The organism is Streptomyces sp. bgisy027 (genome assembly GCF_057710365.1).
In genome coordinates, this window is record NZ_JBYIVZ010000017.1 from 77,314 (window position 1) to 90,107 (window position 12,794).

At 69.6% G+C, this 12,794-nt stretch carries 19 protein-coding genes; 6 read left to right on the forward strand and 13 right to left on the reverse strand.

All coding sequences use genetic code 11. From position 1 onward, the window contains the following. Positions 1–61: 61 nt before the first annotated feature. Positions 62–1,480: a glutamate decarboxylase gene (gad, locus tag AC3ETA_RS19200; RefSeq protein ID WP_432194127.1), complete on the forward strand. Its 1,419-nt coding sequence runs from the start codon at positions 62–64 to the stop codon at positions 1,478–1,480. A gap of 18 nt (positions 1,481–1,498) precedes the next feature. Here the strand turns inward: gad and AC3ETA_RS19205 are convergent, their stop codons facing one another. From AC3ETA_RS19205 to AC3ETA_RS19225, 5 genes are all read right to left on the reverse strand, one after another. Beyond that, complete coding sequence (locus tag AC3ETA_RS19205) at positions 1,499–2,260, reverse strand: ABC transporter permease (protein WP_432194128.1); 762 nt, start codon at positions 2,258–2,260, stop codon at positions 1,499–1,501. Then, positions 2,257–3,237, reverse strand: a complete 981-nt coding sequence (locus tag AC3ETA_RS19210; RefSeq protein ID WP_432194129.1) for an ATP-binding cassette domain-containing protein — start codon at positions 3,235–3,237, stop codon at positions 2,257–2,259. Before AC3ETA_RS19210 ends, AC3ETA_RS19205 begins: the two co-directional genes overlap by 4 nt. A 74-nt stretch (positions 3,238–3,311) precedes the next feature. Then, on the reverse strand, positions 3,312–3,953 hold the full coding sequence (locus AC3ETA_RS19215; protein ID WP_432194130.1) for a PadR family transcriptional regulator: 642 nt from the start codon (positions 3,951–3,953) through the stop codon (positions 3,312–3,314). Between the two features lie 114 nt (positions 3,954–4,067). Next, positions 4,068–5,528, reverse strand: a complete 1,461-nt coding sequence (locus AC3ETA_RS19220; protein WP_432194131.1) for an aldehyde dehydrogenase family protein — start codon at positions 5,526–5,528, stop codon at positions 4,068–4,070. Between the two features lie 91 nt (positions 5,529–5,619). Beyond that, a complete protein-coding gene (locus AC3ETA_RS19225) occupies positions 5,620–6,444 on the reverse strand; it encodes a helix-turn-helix domain-containing protein (protein WP_269641221.1) in 825 nt (274 codons plus the stop codon). A 354-nt stretch (positions 6,445–6,798) separates the two neighbouring features. On the opposite strand from AC3ETA_RS19225, the gene AC3ETA_RS19230 reads away from it, so the two are divergent. Beyond that, positions 6,799–7,302 (forward strand): ATP-binding protein, encoded by a 504-nt coding sequence (locus tag AC3ETA_RS19230; protein WP_403080032.1) that lies wholly within the window; start codon positions 6,799–6,801, stop codon positions 7,300–7,302. Between the two features lie 84 nt (positions 7,303–7,386). On the opposite strand, the gene AC3ETA_RS19235 is transcribed toward AC3ETA_RS19230, so the two are convergent. The 8 genes from AC3ETA_RS19235 to rpmG form a co-directional block, all read right to left on the reverse strand. Further along, entirely contained in the window at positions 7,387–7,641 is a 255-nt protein-coding gene (locus tag AC3ETA_RS19235) for a DUF397 domain-containing protein (protein WP_030944073.1), read from the reverse strand. Positions 7,642–7,809: 168 nt separating this feature from the next. Beyond that, on the reverse strand, positions 7,810–8,295 hold the full coding sequence (locus AC3ETA_RS19240) for an SRPBCC family protein (protein ID WP_432194132.1): 486 nt from the start codon (positions 8,293–8,295) through the stop codon (positions 7,810–7,812). Continuing rightward, a complete protein-coding gene (locus AC3ETA_RS19245; RefSeq protein WP_030944077.1) occupies positions 8,292–8,645 on the reverse strand; it encodes an ArsR/SmtB family transcription factor in 354 nt (117 codons plus the stop codon). The genes AC3ETA_RS19240 and AC3ETA_RS19245 overlap by 4 nt, the downstream gene beginning before the upstream one ends. Positions 8,646–8,660: 15 nt before the next feature. Continuing rightward, positions 8,661–9,032: a VOC family protein gene (locus tag AC3ETA_RS19250; protein ID WP_432194133.1), complete on the reverse strand. Its 372-nt coding sequence runs from the start codon at positions 9,030–9,032 to the stop codon at positions 8,661–8,663. 87 nt (positions 9,033–9,119) lie between these two features. Beyond that, a complete protein-coding gene (gene rpsR, locus AC3ETA_RS19255) occupies positions 9,120–9,350 on the reverse strand; it encodes a 30S ribosomal protein S18 (RefSeq protein WP_432194134.1) in 231 nt (76 codons plus the stop codon). 6 nt (positions 9,351–9,356) lie between these two features. Further along, entirely contained in the window at positions 9,357–10,508 is a 1,152-nt protein-coding gene (locus AC3ETA_RS19260; protein WP_432194135.1) for a CobW family GTP-binding protein, read from the reverse strand. 4 nt (positions 10,509–10,512) lie between these two features. Next, a complete protein-coding gene (locus tag AC3ETA_RS19265; RefSeq protein ID WP_030944086.1) occupies positions 10,513–10,761 on the reverse strand; it encodes a type B 50S ribosomal protein L31 in 249 nt (82 codons plus the stop codon). Between the two features lie 8 nt (positions 10,762–10,769). Beyond that, entirely contained in the window at positions 10,770–10,934 is a 165-nt protein-coding gene (gene rpmG / locus AC3ETA_RS19270; protein ID WP_007383717.1) for a 50S ribosomal protein L33, read from the reverse strand. A 62-nt stretch (positions 10,935–10,996) separates the two neighbouring features. On the opposite strand from rpmG, the gene rpmB reads away from it, so the two are divergent. From rpmB to AC3ETA_RS19290, 4 genes are all read left to right on the forward strand, one after another. Further along, on the forward strand, positions 10,997–11,233 hold the full coding sequence (gene rpmB, locus AC3ETA_RS19275; protein WP_432194136.1) for a 50S ribosomal protein L28: 237 nt from the start codon (positions 10,997–10,999) through the stop codon (positions 11,231–11,233). Next, positions 11,233–11,538 (forward strand): 30S ribosomal protein S14, encoded by a 306-nt coding sequence (rpsN, locus tag AC3ETA_RS19280; protein WP_125526809.1) that lies wholly within the window; start codon positions 11,233–11,235, stop codon positions 11,536–11,538. The genes rpmB and rpsN overlap by 1 nt, the downstream gene beginning before the upstream one ends. Positions 11,539–11,753: 215 nt before the next feature. Then, a complete protein-coding gene (locus AC3ETA_RS19285; protein WP_432194137.1) occupies positions 11,754–12,593 on the forward strand; it encodes a helix-turn-helix domain-containing protein in 840 nt (279 codons plus the stop codon). After that, positions 12,577–12,780 carry a DUF397 domain-containing protein gene (locus tag AC3ETA_RS19290; protein WP_432194138.1) on the forward strand — a complete coding sequence of 68 codons (204 nt, stop codon included), beginning with the start codon at positions 12,577–12,579 and terminating at the stop codon, positions 12,778–12,780. The genes AC3ETA_RS19285 and AC3ETA_RS19290 overlap by 17 nt, the downstream gene beginning before the upstream one ends. Positions 12,781–12,794 lie beyond the last annotated feature (14 nt).

The following is a 12,794-nucleotide window of genomic DNA, read 5'->3' on the forward strand; positions in this document are numbered from 1 at the left end:
ACACTGGGGCCTCACGCGGCGTGAGGTGCAAGCCGGGCAGCGCGGAACTACCGTCGATTACATGCCACTGCATCGTGGGAACACCGAAGCCTCGGACGGGGACGGCCCGCGCAGGCTGTCCGTCAACCCCTTCTTCGGCGAGGCGAACCCGGTCGGCGGAATGACCGAGGCTCCCCCCAGGCATCGGCTGCCGGACGCCCCCATGGCACCCTCGTCGGCGTATCAGCTGGTGCACGACGAGCTGATGCTCGACGGCAACTCACGGCTCAATCTCGCCACGTTCGTCACGACGTGGATGGAGCCGCAGGCGAGCGCGCTGATGGCCGAGTGCCGCGACAAGAACATGATCGACAAGGACGAGTACCCGCGCACCGCCGAGCTGGAGCGGCGCTGTGTGTCGATGCTCGCCGATCTGTGGAACGCGCCCGACCCGTCGTCGGCCGTGGGCTGCTCCACCACCGGCTCCAGCGAGGCGTGCATGCTCGCCGGGATGGCGCTGAAGCGGCGCTGGATACGGCGCAACGCCGACCGCTACCCGGGTGCGCGCCCCAACCTGGTCATGGGCGTCAACGTCCAGGTCTGCTGGGACAAGTTCTGCAACTTCTGGGAGGTGGAGCCCCGGCTGGTCCCGATGGAGGGCGAGCGGTTCCACCTCGATCCGCAGGCGGCGGCCGAGCTGTGCGACGAGAACACCATCGGCGTCGTCGGGATCCTGGGCTCGACCTTCGACGGTTCCTACGAGCCGGTCGCGGACCTGTGCGCCGCGCTCGACGCCCTTCAGGAGCGCACCGGCCTCGATGTCCCGGTGCATGTCGACGGGGCGTCCGGGGCGATGGTGGCGCCGTTCCTCGACGAGGATCTGGAGTGGGACTTCCGCCTGCCGAGGGTCGCCTCGATCAACACCTCGGGGCACAAGTACGGCCTGGTCTACCCGGGCGTCGGCTGGGCCCTGTGGCGGGACAAGGAGGCGCTGCCCGAGGAGCTGGTGTTCCGGGTCAACTATCTGGGCGGCGACATGCCGACGTTCGCGCTCAACTTCTCCCGGCCGGGTGCACAGGTCGTGGCTCAGTACTACTCGTTCCTGCGGCTGGGGCGGGAGGGGTACCGGGCCGTGCAGCAGGCCGCGCGGGAGGTGGCCGGGCAGGTCGCCGAGGCCGTCGGGAAGCTCGGCGACTTCCGGCTGCTGACCAGGGGCGACCAGCTGCCCGTGTTCGCCTTCACGACGGCCCCGGACGTCAAGGCGTACGACGTCTTCGACCTCTCGCGACGGATGCGCGAGGCGGGCTGGCTGGTTCCGGCGTACACGTTCCCGCCGAACCGCGAGGACCTGTCGGTGCTGCGGGTGGTCTGCCGCAACGGCTTCTCCACCGATCTCGCCGAGCTGTTCGTGGAGGACCTGAGCCGGTGCCTGCCGGAGCTGCGCCGGCAGCCGCACCCCACCACCCATGACAAGGGCGCGGCCACCGGGTTCCACCACTAGCGATTCACGGGCGGACCGTCAGCGGCTCAGGCGCGCGAACCGCCGTACCGCCAGCGGGAAGAACACCGCGAGGAGCAGCAGCGGCCAGACGACGGCGGGCCAGACGTGCTCGGTGCCGGTGCCGCGGAACAGGTCGCGTGCGGCCGTCGCCGTGTGGGACATCGGGTTCCACTCGACGACGGTGCCCAGCCAGCCGGGCATGGACCCGGGCAGGGCGAGGGCGTTGGACAGGAAGCCGATCGGCCAGACCAGGATCTGCACGGCCTGCACCAGTTCCGGCTTGCCGGCCACCAGGGCCAGGTGGATGCCGATCCACAGCATGGCGAAGCGGAACAGCAGGAGCAGTCCCACGGCGCCCAGGAAGGCCCCCGGGCCGCCGTCCGCCCGCCAGCCGAGCGCGAACCCGACGCCCATGAGGGCCAGCAGGGCCAGCGCCGACTGGAGCATGTCGGCGACCGAACGGCCCACCAGGACGGCCCCGTTGGCCATCGGCATGGACCGGAAGCGGTCGATCACGCCCTTGTTGAGGTCCTGGGTGACCGCGATCATCGTGCCCTCCAGGCCGAAGGCCATGGTGAGCGCGAGCATGCCGGGCAGGAGGTAGTCGATGTAGGAGCCCTCGACACCGCGTCCGCCGCCGATGAGGTAGCCGAACATCAGCAGCAGCATCACGGGGAAGACCAGGGCGACGACGACCTGCACGGGCTGGCGCGCCCAGTGGGCGAGCTCGCGGCGGGTCATGGTCCAGGAGTCGGCCAGGGCGTAGGCGCTCGTGTTCATGCGGGCTCCTTCACTCGGTTGTCGTCCCTGGTGAGGTGCAGGAACACCTCGTCCAGCGTGGGGCGCCGCAGTGCCACGTCCTCGGCCTCGATCCCGGCCGCCTCCAGAGCCCGTACGACGCCGGAGAGCGCCGCCATCCGGTCGGTGACCCGGGCGCTGAGCAGCCGGCGGTCGGCGTCCACGGAGACGGTGTCCTTCGGTACGGGCAACAGGGCCACGGCGGCGCCCAGTTGCCCGGCGTCGCGCAGGACGACGTCGATGCGGTCGCCGCCGGTGAGCGCCTTGAGTTCGTCCGCCGTGCCGTCGGCGGTGACCCGGCCGGCGTCGACGACCGATATGCGGTCGGCGAGCTGGTCGGCCTCCTGAAGGTACTGGGTGGTGAGCAGGACCGTGGTGCCGCCGCCGACCAGGGAGCGGACGGCGGACCAGACCTCGGCGCGGCCGCGCGGGTCGAGTCCGGTGGTGGGTTCGTCCAGGAACAGCACCTGCGGGTCGGTGCCGTGCCGGTTGCCGATGAGCGAGGCGGCCAGGTCCAGCCGGCGCCGCATGCCGCCGCTGTACTGCTTGACCGGCTTGCGGCCGGTGTCGGCCAGACCGAAGCGCCCCAGGAGCTCGCCGGCGCGCACGCGCGCGTGGCGAGCGCCGAGGTGGTGCAGGCGGCCGAACATCTCCAGGTTCTGCCGGCCGTCCAGTTCCTCGTCCAGGGCCGCGTGCTGGCCGAGAAGGCCGATGCGCAGGCGCACCTCGTACGCCTGGCGGACCACGTCGTGCCCGGCCACCTCGACGCGGCCGCTGTCCGGCCGCAGCAGGGTGGACAGGATGCGGACCAGGGTGGTCTTGCCCGCGCCGTTCGGGCCGAGCACTCCGTGCACGGTGCCGGCAGCGACGGTGAGGTCGAGCCCGTCCAGTGCGTTCCGGCCGGCTTTGCCGCCGTACCTCTTGCGTGCCCCTTCGACGATGATCGCCGTGTCGGCCACTGAGAACCCCTTCGCTAGTCAAACTTGACTACCAGCTCGAAGCTAATACCCCGTTATCAATTAGTCAAACTTGATTAGCGGTCGTCCCCGGGGTGCCGCTCCCCCGTCGCGTACGGGTTGTCCTCGTCATCGGCGAGAATCCCGACGAAGGGCTCGCCCTCCCCGGCGAACGTGTACGCGCCGCCCTCGATCCGCCCGATGAGCCCCTGGGTCCACTCGGCCTCGGCGTCGGCGGTGTGGATCCAGAGGTTCATGATCTCGCCGATGTGGCCGAGCTGGCCGGGACCGGCCTCGGGCACGTAGTGCTCGGTGACGGCGCAGCGCCACTCCTCGATGCGCCGGATGCGCTCCTTGAGCAGGGCGACCGTCTCGCCGCGCGGCAGGTCGACCATGAACCCGATGGCCGCCGACTTGACGTCCATCTTCTGGTCGTAGGAGGTCAGCGCCTCGCGGACCAGGCCGAGGTACTCCTCGACGCCCCGGTCGGTGATCTCGTACTCCGTGCGCGGCGGCCCGCCGGCCGTGGACGGCGCGACCTCGTGGGCGTGCAGCAGTCCCTGCTTCGCCATCTGCTTCAGGGCGTGATAGATCGAGCCGGGCTTGGCGTTGGACCACTCGTGCGCGCCCCAGTACTCCAGGTCGTTGCGCACCTGGTAGCCGTGGGCACGCCCGTGCTGGCGCACCGCGCCGAGCACGAGAAGACGGATCGCTGACATGCGCTCCAGGTTAGGACCGTGAGGGGCGGGCGCCGAGGTCAGCCCCGCGAGGCGCACCGCTCGACACGGAGCGGGTGCGCCTCGGGACGGGGCTCGGGACGGGGCTCGGGACGCTCAGAACGGGAAGCCGCTGCGGCCGTGCTGGACGGAGATCCACTTGGTCGTGGTGAAGGCGTCCAGCATCGTCTCGCCGTTGAGGCGGCCGAGTCCGGAGTGCTTCTCGCCGCCGAAGGGGACGATCGGCTCGTCGTGCACGGTGCCGTCGTTCACGTGGAACATGCCCGTGTCGATCTGCTTGGCGAAGGCCACACCGCGCTCGACGTCACCGGTGTGGACGGCGCCGCTCAGGCCGTACGGGCTGTCGTTGACGAGGGTTACGGCCTCCTCCTCGCCGTCGAAGGTGAGGAGGAAGGCGACCGGGCCGAAGACCTCCTGCTTCAGCAGGGGCGAGTCGGCCGGGAGGTCGGTCAGCACCGACGGCCGCACGAGGTTGTCGGTGGTCGTGCCGTGCACCAGCGCCGTGGCGCCCTCCGCGATCGCCTGCTCGACGGCACCCGAGATGGCGTCCGCCTGGGAGGAGTTGATGACCGGGCCGATGACGGTCTCGGGGTCGCGGGGGTCACCGGCCTTGAGCGACCTCACCTTGGCGACGAACTTCTCGGTGAACCCGTCCGCGACCGAGCGGTCCACGAGGACGCGGTTCGCGGCCATGCAGACCTGGCCCTGGTGGACGTACCGGCTGAAGACGGCCGCGTCGACGGCGTAGTCGATGTCGGCGTCGTCGAGGACCACGATCGCGCTGTTGCCGCCGAGTTCGAGGACCGAGCGCTTGAAGTGCGAGGCGCAGACGGTGGCGACGTGGCGGCCGACCTTGTCGGAGCCGGTGAAGGAGATGACCTTCGGGACCGGGTGCTCGATGAAGGCGTCGCCGATCTCGGCGATGTCCGTGATGACGACGTTCAGCAGGCCGGCCGGGAGCCCCGCGTCCTCGAAGATCTTCGCGACCAGGGAGCCACCGCAGATCGGGGTGTTCTGGTGGGGCTTGAGCACCACGCCGTTGCCGAGCGCGAGCGCCGGGGCGACCGACTTCAGGGAGAGGAGGAAGGGGAAGTTGAAGGGGCTGATCACACCCACGACGCCGACCGGGACGCGGTAGACGCGGTTCTCCTTGCCGTCCACCGGGGAGGGCAGGATCCTGCCCTCGGGGCGCAGCGCCAGATGGATGGCCTCGCGCAGGAACTCCTTGGCGAGGTGGAGTTCGAACGCCGCCTTCAATCGGGTGCCGCCGAGCTCGGCGATGATCGCCTCGGTGATCTCCTGCTCGCGGTCCTCTATCAGGCGCAGCGCCTTCTCGAACACGGCACGGCGGGCATAGGGATTGGTCGTGGCCCACTGCTTCTGGGCGCGGGCGGCGGCCTTGTAGGCGTCGTCCACCTCGTCGACCGTGGCTATGGTGATCGACGCGAGCTTCTCGCCGTCGTAGGGGTTGAAGTCGATGATGTCCCAGGAGCCTGTACCCGGGCGCCACTCACCGTCGATGTACTGCTGAGCAAGGTCGGTGAAGTAGGACGACATGTGATCCCTCAATCCCTAGCAGACCCGCGATCGGCACGGCCGCCATCGCGCTCGTCTTCACGGTCTGATCACACGTCATCGTACTTGTGATTCAAGAGAGTTGAAGGAGACCCCGGAGAAGATCCCGGCTCTCGTCCGGACCCGGGCTGTCCTGCTGGAGCTCCTTGAGCGCCGTCTCGTACTGGGCGACGTCCTCGTGCTTGTCGAGGTAGAGCGCGGAGGTGAGCTGCTCCAGGTAGACGACGTCCGACAGGTCGGACTCGGGGAAGCTGAGGATCGTGAAGGCGCCGGACTCGCCGGAGTGGCCGCCGAGGCTGAACGGCATGATCTGGAGCCGTACGTTGGGCCGCTGGGAGATCTCGATCAGGTGCTGGAGCTGGCCGCGCATCACCTCGCGGTCGCCGTAGGGACGGCGCAGGGCGGCCTCGTCCAGGACGATGTGGAACTCGGGGGCGTTCTCGGAGACGAGGTACTTCTGCCGCTCCAGGCGCAGCGCCACGCGCTTCTCCACGTCGGCCGCGCTCGCGCCCTTCATGCCGCGCCTGACGACCGCGCGCGCGTACGCCTCGGTCTGGAGCAGGCCGTGCACGAACTGCACCTCATAGGCGCGAATGAGACTTGCGGCGCCCTCCAGGCCGACGTATGTGGGGAACCAGCTGGGCAGAACGTCCGAGTAACTGTGCCACCAGCCGGCCACGTTGGCCTCGCGGGCGAGGGAGAGGAGTGAGGCGCGCTCCTGCTCGTCCGTGATGCCGTACAGCGTCAGCAGGTCCTCGACGTCCCGTGTCTTGAAGCTCACCCGACCCAACTCCATGCGGCTGATCTTCGACTCGGACGCACGGATCGAGTACCCCGCCGCTTCGCGGGTGATCCCACGCGCCTCCCGCAGTCGCCTCAGTTGCGAGCCGAGCAGCATGCGCCGCACCACCGATCCGGGCTCTCCCGCGCTCACGTTCGCCACCCTCCCCAACCGTCTTCAGGGCCCGCAGTCTGCCACTAAATCACTTCGAGCAGTACTCGTCCGATTACAGAGACGGAAAGAAGACAAGGATTTCACCCAGGAAGGAGTCAGCGGAACGCAAGGAGAGGAAGCGAAGTTGGCGGAAAAAATGGCCAACAAGCGGTACGGGAGCGTCCAATTCGGTCACGTGCACGTGCATCTGCCCTTGCATCTGCTCTGCGCATCAGAAACCATGGTCCCGCGCAACCGCTGCATCGCAACGACCGCGAACTCCCGGGAGTGCCTCGCATGGGGACGAATGGATCGACCATGCTCGAGCCGTTACGGCAGGGCCTTCCGCCACTGGACCCCGCAGCCGTCTCCAACGCCGCCTCCTGCGCACTGCCCGCCCGCTACGAAGCGGTCCGTGAGGCACGCAAGTTCACCCGGCGCACGCTGGACCAGTGGGAACTGGACCACCGCTTCGACGACGTCTGCCTCGTGGTCTCGGAACTGGTGACCAACGCGCTGCGGCACGCGCTGCCGGCCGGTGCGCAACGACTGCCGGAGCAGACGCCGCCCGTGCGGCTGCATCTGATGCGGTGGACCGAGCGACTGGTGTGCGCGGTGCGCGATCCCAGCCACGACAGCCCGGTGGCACGCGACTCCGACGACTTCTCGGCGGAATCCGGGCGCGGTCTCTTCCTCGTCGACTCCTTCAGTGACAGCTGGGGGTGGCAGCCGCTGGCGGGGACGCTCAGCGGCAAGGTGGTCTGGGCGCTGTTCCGGCTGCAACCGGGCCAGACCGCAGCAGCCGGCTCGGCGGACTCATGAACCGCGGTGCTCGATGGCACCGCGGTTCTACGCGCGTTACAGAGCGGAACGCGCCGATTGCCCTGGGTTGCGCACCCGGTTGGGTCAGCCCACGACCAGGTGGTCGAACTCGCCGTCCTTGACGCCGAGGAGCATGGCCTCGATCTCGGCGCGGGTGTAGACGAGCGCCGGGCCGTCCGGGAAGCGCGAGTTGCGCACCGCCACGTCACCGCCCGGCAGCCGCGCGAACTCCACGCAGGAACCCTGCGAGTTGCTGTGCCGGCTCTTCTGCCAGGCGACCCCGTTCAGCTCCGTGGCTGCCATGCCGTTGTACACGTCGTTGTACACGTCGTGGTCCACAGGTCGCTCCCCGGTGGTGCGGTGGCTCGAGGCCATTGAGGCAAGAGGTGGTGCAGTGGTGCGGAAGTCAACTGCTTCCGGATCATAGCTCTGTTCACGTGCAACTGCATGAGCAGATGCACGTGCACGCGGGGTGTTCCTGTGGTTACTCCTGTGACGTACGCGGGCTCACATGCGTTCCAGCGCATGCCCCAGGGATCGCATCACATGCGTCCGCCAGCCGCCGCCCATGATCTTCCTCGCCATGAGCTGAGCCGGGTCGTCCGGATCGAATCCCTCGTGCACTAGGAAGAGACGCGTTCCGCGTCCTTCTTGTTCCAAACTCCAAGTAACCGTCCAATTGGCGGAGTTGGCCGGAGAAGGGTCGCTCCGGCGGAGGCTCAGCATCCGCTCGGCCCGGTACGCCAGGACCTCCACCTCGATGGTTCCGGAGAAGTTCGTGCCGGGCCGCGGGACCGAGGTCATCGTGTACCTGTGCCCGACCTCCAGCCGGAAACCCTCGACGCCCTGCATCTGCCACTGCACGAGCAGCTCGGGCTCGGTCAGGGCGCGCCAGACCTTGGCCGGCGGATGCGGAAAGGACTGGTCCACGCGGACGACGGTCAGGTCGCCGTCCGGCTCGGGGCCGAGGCGGGGGTCCGGTTCGTCACTCATGCCGGCTCATCGTCGGGCATGCGGTCGAGCAGTTCGCCGAGGCCCTTCATACGGTCGCGCCAGAACCGCTCGTACGGATGGAGCCAGTCCTGCACCTCGGCGAGCGGGGCCGCCTCCAGGCGGTAGATGCGCTGCCGGCCGGAGCGCTGTTCGGAGACGAGGCCGGCGTCCCGGAGCACCTTCAGATGCTCCGAGAGGCTGGGGCGGCGCATGTCGAAGTGGTCGGCCAGGACCTGGACCGGCTGGGGCCCGCCGTCGCGCAGCAGCCGCAGCACCTCCCGGCGCGTGCCGTTGGCGAGCGCGGCGAAGACGCGGTCCTCTGCGGCCTCCCGGGCCCCGGTCGCGGTCATGCCCTGCCCTTCCCGTTACTGAGCGGCCTCCGTCAACAGCATTAGACCGTTGCCGTCGGGGTCCTGGAACCCGGCCATCCGCCCCCAGGGCAGATCGTCCGGCCCCTGCACGGAGACCCCCGCCCGCGCGAGCCTCGCGCAGTCCGCGTCGACGTCGGTCGTGACCAACATGATCCCCCGGGTCGTGCCGGGCTCGAAACCGCCCATGCCCGGACCGGAGAGCGTGAAGACGGTCTGCGCACCCTTGGGCGCGACCTGGAGCCACCTCCCCTGCGGCATGTCCAGATCGGCGGCGACCTCGAAGCCGAGGACCTCCGTGTAGAAGCGCCGGGCGCGGTCCTGGTCGGCGACGGGGAGCGTGACGAAGGAGGCGTGAGTGATATTCATGGGAACGACCATAGGTAGGGGATTCCCTACGCGTCAAACGTAGGGGATCTCCTACCTATAGGGTCGCGAGGGGATCGCGAGAGACGCCTACCGGGACGAGTACGGCAGCAGTGCCATCTCCCGCGCGTTCTTGATGGCCTGCGCCAGCCGGCGCTGCTGCCGGACCGTGACGCGGGTGACCCGGCGGCTGCGGATCTTGCCGCGGTCGGAGATGAAGCGGCGCAGCAGGTCGGTGTCCTTGTAGTCGATGGAGGTGATGCCCGCCTGGTCCAGCGGGTTGGGCTTCTTGGCGGGACTGCGCTCGGGCTTGCGGGGCATGGGGGGTCAGACCTCCAGGAGGGTGTCGAAGGCGGGCGGGAGCCGCTTCCAGGCGTCGCGCCCGGCGGTGTACTCGGCGTCGGTGAGCAGGCAGGACTCCAGCAGCCGTTCGAGGCCGTCGCGGTCCAGGCCGGGCGAGGTGAAGACCAGGTGCTGGCAGCAGTCGCCGTGCTCGGGGTGCCAGTCCAGCGAGGCGGCGGCCCGGCGCACCGGCGGGACCATGTCCCAGGCCGCGTCGGGGAGCGAGGCGAGCCAGGGGCCCGCGCTCTCCACGCACAGGGCGCCGCCCGCCGCGTCCCAGTGCAGCAGCACGTCGGGCTTGTCGGCGAGCCAGAAGCGGCCCCTGCTGCGGGCCGCCGCGCAGGTGATGTCCTCCAGCGCCTCGTAGAGCCGCTCCGGGTGGAAGGGGCGGCGGCGGTGCCAGACGAGGGTGGCGACGCCGTGCGCGTCGGCCTCGGCGGGGAGCAGGGCGCACGCCGGGTGCTGGGCGGCCGCGGCCGACTCGACGTCGAAGCCGGCCAGCGCCGCCTGCGCGAGGGGGGTGAGCGGACGGCGGCGCGGGGCCGGCACCGTCAGGCCGTCGGCGGGTGCGCCCGCCGGGTCACCGTGGCCGATCGGGACCCGGCGGGCCGTCGGGTGGAGCTGGGCGAGCAGTTCACGGTCCTCGTCGTCGGCCTCCACGGAGTCGGCGACGGCGAGGACGGGGGCGTACTCCAGCTGACGCGCGAAGGTGTCGGCGACGGTGCGCTGATCGGTCGCGGCGGCGGCCAGGCCGCGCTCGGCCAGGTCGTCGCCGTTGCCCAGGTACGGCAGCACCAGCGCCGGGTCGACCGCGGTGATCACCCCGGTCACCGTGAGCCCGCCCGCCGTGACCACCTCGGCCATGGCCTTCGGCTCGACCGAGTCCCACAGTTCGACGACGGCCATACGGGTGCCGCCGGCGTCCCGGATCCTCAGCAGCTCCGGCACCAGGTCCTCGCGCAGGGCGCAGCAGGCGCAGTCGTTGACGAGGGGGGCCTCGCCGGTGCCCAGGAGTCCGGTGGCGTCGCGGATCGTCCGTACGACGGTGCCGGCGGCTGCCGTGGCCAGGTCGTGGTGGAGCACGACGCTGCCGGGGACGTCGACGCTGCCGACGATCACGACGGAGAGCTCGGACACCGCGTCAGCCCTGCTTCCCGTACCGGCGCTCGAAGCGCTCGACGCGGCCGGCGGTGTCCAGGACACGGGCGGTGCCCGTGTAGAAGGGGTGGCTGACGTTCGAGATCTCGACGTCGACCACGGGGTAGGTGTTGCCGTCCTCCCACTCGATCGTCTTCTCGCTGGTCATCGTCGAGCGGGTGAGGAAGGCGTGGTTCGCGGCACGGTCGCGGAAGACGACGGGACCGTAGGCCGGGTGGATCGCGTTGCGCATGGCGTGCCTCAGCGCTCCTCTCGGAAGTCGACGTGCCGGCCGGCGACCGGGTCGTACTTGCGCAGGGTCATGCGGTCGGGGTCGTTGCGGCGGTTCTTGCGGGTCACATAGGTGAAGCCGGTGCCGGCCGTGGACCGGAGCCTGACGACCGGACGGAGTTCGTTGCGTGCCATGCTGCTATCTTACTGAAAACGAATCCCATTACCAGTAATCGACGAGGAGAGGTCCGTCACTCATGTCCGCCCACTGCATGCTGACCGGCGCACGGCCCGGCTTCGGCAACACGATTTCCCACTCGCACCGGCGGACCTCCCGCCGCTTCGACCCCAACATCCAGAGCAAGCGCTACTGGCTGCCGAGCGAGGGCCGGCACGTACGGCTGCGGCTGAGCACCAAGGGGATCAGGACGGTCGACGCCATCGGTGTCGAGGCGGCCGTCGCACGGATCCGCGCCCGGGGAGTGAAGGTCTGATGGCCAAGAAGAGCAAGATCGCGAAGAACCGCCGGCGCCAGGAGGTCGTCGCGCGGTACGCCGAGCGGCGCGCCGAACTGAAGGAGATCATCCGCAGGCCCTCGTCCACGGACGCCGAACGGCTCGCCGCGCAGCGCGAGTTGGGGCGCCAGCCGAGGGACGCCAGCGCCACGCGCGTACGCAACCGCGACCAGGTGGACGGGCGCCCGCGCGGCTACCTCCGCACCTTCGGACTCTCCCGGGTGAACCTGCGGGAGCAGGCGCACGCCGGGTATCTGCCGGGGGTGCGCAAGGCGTCCTGGTAGAGCTGTCGCGGGGGCCGGCGCGGGGCGTCCTCGCGGGGGCCGGTGCGGGGCGCTGCCGCGGGGGCCGGCGCGGGGCGACCCCGCAGAGGTCGACCGCACGCCTCAACCACCTCTCTACGCAGAGTTCGCCATTCACAACACAGCGTGCCGACCTCGCCTCTAACCTGACCAGAGGGAGCGCCCCAACAATCTGTGCTGTGCGGCCGGGAGTTGCCGTGCCTGGACCCAAGGACCTGGATCCATCCTCATCGCCGCGCGCGCTGCTGGGCGCGGAGCTGCGGCATGCCCGCGAGAAGGCGGGCCTCAGCCAGGAGAGGCTGGGCCTACTGCTGTTCGCCAGCGGCTCGTTCGTCGGGCAGCTGGAGGCCGGTACGCGGCGAATTCAGCCAGAACAGGCACGCTTGTTGGATGAGGCGCTGGGTACGGGGGACTTCTTCCAGCGGAACTTCAGGGTCGCGTCGAAGTCGAAGTATCCGGAGCACTTCGCGGAGGCCGCGGAGGCGGAGGCGACGGCCACGGAAATCCGGGAGTACGCGCCCCTGCTCGTCCCTGGACTGCTCCAGACCCCCGCCTACACACGGGCAGTGTGCCGTGCACACCAGCCGACGGCACCGGCCGAGAAGATCGAGAAGCTCGTGACAGCCCGGATGGAACGGGCCGGCATCCTCGACGACCCAACAGAACCCTTGTTGTGGGTGGTCCTTGACGAAGCCGCGCTACGAAGGCCCACGGGTGGGCGGGGTGTCATGGCGGAAGCCCTCCGCCACATCATCGACCTCGCTCACCGCGGCCGAATCATCGTGCAAGTGCTGCCGTTCGAGGCAGAGGCACACGCGGCCATGCAGGGCGCCATCAAGCTGATGGACTTTGAAGACGCGCCCCCACTGGCCTACTTCGAGGGTGTCGGCACCGGGCGGCTGGAGGACGACCCGGCCACCGTCAGGTACCAGCGCCGCACCTACGACCTCCTCTCGGCCTGCGCGCTCTCGCCGCAGAAGTCCCTGGCCCTCATCGAGGCAATGGCGCAGGATTACGCCCATGAGGAGCATCCCTGAGTACGACCTGGACGCGGCCACCTGGCACAGGTCCAGCTACAGCGGCGGCGATGGCGGGAACTGCCTCGAAGTCACCCACGACATCCCCGACCTCGTCCCCGTCCGCGACTCCAAGACCCCCCACGGCCCGGCGCTCATATTTCCCGCGTCCGTTTGGGCGGCCTTCGTCAATGCGGTCAGAATCTGACCTAATCGGTTCCT